Annotated in this window: 2 protein-coding genes; both read right to left on the bottom strand. The window is 60.0% G+C overall.

All coding sequences use genetic code 11. The features are described from left to right. A partial coding sequence (locus HMPREF9440_RS00755; RefSeq protein ID WP_148516227.1) for a hypothetical protein occupies positions 1 to 622 on the bottom strand: 622 nt, incomplete at its 3' end. 1,959 nt (positions 623 to 2,581) lie between these two features. Continuing rightward, positions 2,582 to 3,949, bottom strand: a 1,368-nt coding sequence (locus HMPREF9440_RS00750; protein ID WP_008540529.1) for a tyrosine-type recombinase/integrase, incomplete at its 5' end; no start/stop codon positions are given.

Here is a 3,949-nt window from a genome sequence, read left to right as displayed (position 1 = left end):
AAGGGCCCCGGTGAAGAGGTTCCTTAGGTAGCAAAATATCTTTGGCAAACCGATAGAAGGCTAGTACGGGGAATTCCAACCCGGACATGATTTCATGCCAATTTTTTTCTTGATTTTGGGCGTAGAGCTGGGATTCACCCATAAAGCTAACAAGACTGCGCGGGCCGTTCGTGTGCGTGTACTCAAAGACGTTTTCAATCGCCGAAAATAAATTGGAACGAGCGCTTAGATAGTCGTCGTGTTCACGCTGTACGAACCCGTCTATGAATTCTTCACGGTCCAGCGATTCGCCGAGTTGAGCATGGTAAGAATCCAGCCGATACCCCAACAACAGGGTACAGGCCTCCGAAACGGTCCACCTCTGTCTCTTCAGGGCGTTCAGAAAATCTGATTTTGTAGCCTTCTCCGGAGGAGTGCCGCGGGAGTACGTCCTACTGTCGTCCAAGCGCTGATTCTCTCTTTCGATTTCCTGAAAATACTTGTCTGCGTATGCTCCCATCGGATGCCCCTTCGCCCCAGCTGATTGAATCAATGCAAGTGAAGGGCGCGCGCCCCGGTCAGCGGGACGGATGAGCCGGGCGCCCGGGGTAGCTACTCCCCAAGCGTGCGCGCCTTCGGTCATTTTAGGTCGACACAAGACGGCGCCGGACGGGGTAGGGCATCCCCTCTTTATGGGACTGCAAAACCTGCAAAGCGAAGCCGACGGAGGAGCGTGCAGCTCGAAACTGGTCTCAAGTCCGCTGAGGCGGCTGGAGGCGCCTGAAGCCCTTTTTTAGGTCTCCGCAAAATCCGCAGAAAGAAGCCGGGCGACGTGCCGCCAGTGCGGATGAGAGCCGACAGAGGGCGCCCGAAACGACCAGCCGCGCGGCGCCTTCGGCCGTGACCGGCGACGCCGACGAAAGCACCTGAAAAGACCAGAGCGGAGGGCGCCGAAAAGCCTCCGGCGCCCGACTCCGGCAAAGCACCGGAAACCGTGACGGACCGAAGTGCGGCCGGGGCCAAGGTCGTCCGTTTCTCGCGCGCACGCGCGGAACGCTGAAAAAATTCAGTCCCGACAGGGGCGGCGGTGAAGCTTTGACCGTCCGGCCGGGAGTTGTGAGATCCATTCTTCACGCGCACAGGCCCGCGCGCGGACCGGCGTAAAAACTCAGGATTGAGGCGCCCTGAGGGCCGTCCGGCCCGGTCCGTTTCTCGCGCGCGCCCGCGCGGACCGATCAGGAAATTCGGGGCGCCCCGACGCCCAACGGTCGGACGCCGACAGGTGAGAGAAGCATCCGGGCCGCCCAACACTACCGTCGGTCAGCGTTGATCCGGCTCGGCACGATCATCCCGCAGGCGCATCCGACGCCGCCCGGTGCGGTGCATTCTTCGCGCCCGCGCGCGGATTGGCTCGGAAATTCGCGCTAGGAGGGCCGCCAAGCGCACGCCGAAGGCGGCATGAGGGTGTACGCAAGCCCAAGGCCGCGCCGCGCGCTCAGAGACGCAGGAGACGCGGACGGCGCCCCGAATCTTGGGAAGGAAACGCCCCTAAAAAAATTTTGGGAATCTTCCCCGGGTTCGGGCTTCGGAGCGCCGCCGCCGAAACACCTCCCGAAAGGACCCGGGCGCCCATCCGACCAAAGCCACGAGGAGGGCCGTCACGCGCACGAGGGCGCCCGACGTGGGTACGTGCCGCCGGGGCGTCGACGTGCGCTCAGAGAGGCCTGAGACGCCGATGAGAGGGCGTCGGACCGCCTTCAGGCGCCTGCGTCAGAATCCCCCGAATCGCACGCGTACGAATTGAGTTGAGGGGCGCGGTCTTGCCGGGTGCGGTTTCACTTTGAGTCCGCCCCTCCCCCTCAGCGACACGGGCGCCGACACTGGGGCCGACGGGCTGACAGTGCAGCTCGAATTTTTCCCGGGGCAGCTCGAAACCGTGCTCAGGCGCGTCCCGATGATGAACGCCGTCAACACGACCGCCGCTGACGGTCCGGAGGAGATTCAGGCGCCCGCACCTCGGGTACCGGCGACGCCCCCGCACCGCCTCCGCGGAGAGAGACGCCGGAAGGGGGGTTTCCGCAGTTTTCTCTTGCTTCGCTCTTGCTTCAATTCCTCTTTGTTCGCTCTTTGTTCAACCCCTTTTTCGGGGTTCGTCCGGCGTTCAACGCGGGTTTTCTGTCCGTCCTCCGGCTTGGGAAGTACGCCAAATCCTCAGCTTTCTCAGTACCGCAGAGTATTCCAACGGTCCCCGCGGTCCCCGCGTGGCCCCCTTCCATGATTCCACGGGTTTGCTAGAAACACAGGCGGTCCCCGGGTTCCCCTTCGTCCCCCGCAGAAAAACAGAGAATCAGGATCTAAGGGTGAATGAACGTCGGGGCATGATGAGCCGAGTGGGGCGCCGGTTGGAATCGTTCACCGGCTGAAGCCGCAGAGAAAACTGATTCAGTCCCTTCAGTTCCCTTCCTAAGGAACAAACCAACTAACCAACCTTGTAATCGTTGCAATGTTTGAGGTTGAGTAGGCTGAAAGCTCAAGCCCATTCGGCGTCCAAGGCGCCCCGGCGCCGGGCACGAAAAACCTCCGCCGTGGCAGGGGTCCAAAGTCATTCGTCGTCGGGTTCGTCGGGCCACTTCCCCGTAAGGCAGTAGCGACCCCATGCGTTCATAAGATCCCGGCATTGTTGAATCAGTTCGCCTGAAAGGTCCGGACGATAGTAGGCGCCGCCGAGTCTGTCTCTAACCGCGTGGCCTACGCACAGCTCAACCGTGTCCGGATTGAAGCGCTTGAAATTGTCGCGGCCCTGACGTGCCCAAGTTGTGAACGTCGCCCGCATCCCGTGCGGCGTCACCGCGCGCGGCTCTCCGTTTTTCAGATACTTCGGGTCAACCCACTTCGGAAGACCGACGCGGGAGCGCTCACCGTTCATGTTATTGATTAGAAAACCCAAGGTTCCGAGTGCCAGTGAACGCGTCCCATGTCTATCGGGAAAGACGAAGGGACAACCGTCAACCCGCGGCAGGCTCTTGAGCAAATCGACCGCATAGGTCGACAGAACCAAATCCATATCTTTTTTCATCTTGGTCCAGTCCCTCGGAAGGTGCCATATTCCAGCATCCAAATCCAAGTGTTCCCATCGAAGACCGAGAACCTTGCCCCTATCGTTCACAATCGAATCTTGTCGACACGCCGTGAGAATCAAGAACTCCAGCGCGCGCGCTGACGGCCCGTTGTGCCGCTTCAATTGGCTCATGAACTCGGGCATGTCTTCCGGCCGTAGTGCCGGATTGTGTCCGCGCTTCGGAACCTGACGCAAGTAAGGCTTGAGCCTTTCTCTCAAGATCCCGTCCAACTTCCCAATCTCCTTATCGTCGCGGCGGTAACCGTGGATATAGGCCCAAGTACCGATAGCCGTCAGCGTGGAGCGGCACTTATCGGCAGTGTCAACCTTCATATAGAGCTTGTCCCGCTGGAGGAAGTCAAACACCTCTTCACGCCCAATCTCATCCAAGGGGAGATTTCCAAGCGCTGGAATAATCCAGTTTTTGAGGTAGCCGCGAAACCTCTGATATCCCCTCGAATCATCGGCCCATTTACCCGCCTTGTCTTGGTCTTCCAACCAAAGCAAAGCGACCTTGCTCAACGGCGTGTTGTATTTGACGGCTGCGGCCGCCGCTTTCTTGGCTTCGGCCAGTTCCTCCTTACGTCGACGCTTTTCATCCAAGGGGTGAATTCCTTGAGCAAGCATCGCCGTAATTTCTGCGGCCTTCTCCCGCGCCCTCTGAAGAGACACGCCGGGCGGACGTTCACCGTAGACGCCTAGACCGGCTTCAAATCGCCGGGCGGGGTCTTTGTGTTGCTTTCGATAAACCCACTTGGCCGCCACGCCGTCAGGCGCGGGCGTATAGACAATCAGAAGGCAGGGCATTCCGCCATCGGACTGTTTAGGAACCTCTTCACGGAAGAGGTTCGA

The sequence above is a fragment of the Sutterella parvirubra YIT 11816 genome (assembly GCF_000250875.1).
Classification (GTDB): domain Bacteria; phylum Pseudomonadota; class Gammaproteobacteria; order Burkholderiales; family Burkholderiaceae_F; genus Sutterella; species Sutterella parvirubra.
This window is presented reverse-complemented; position numbering and strand designations above follow the sequence as displayed.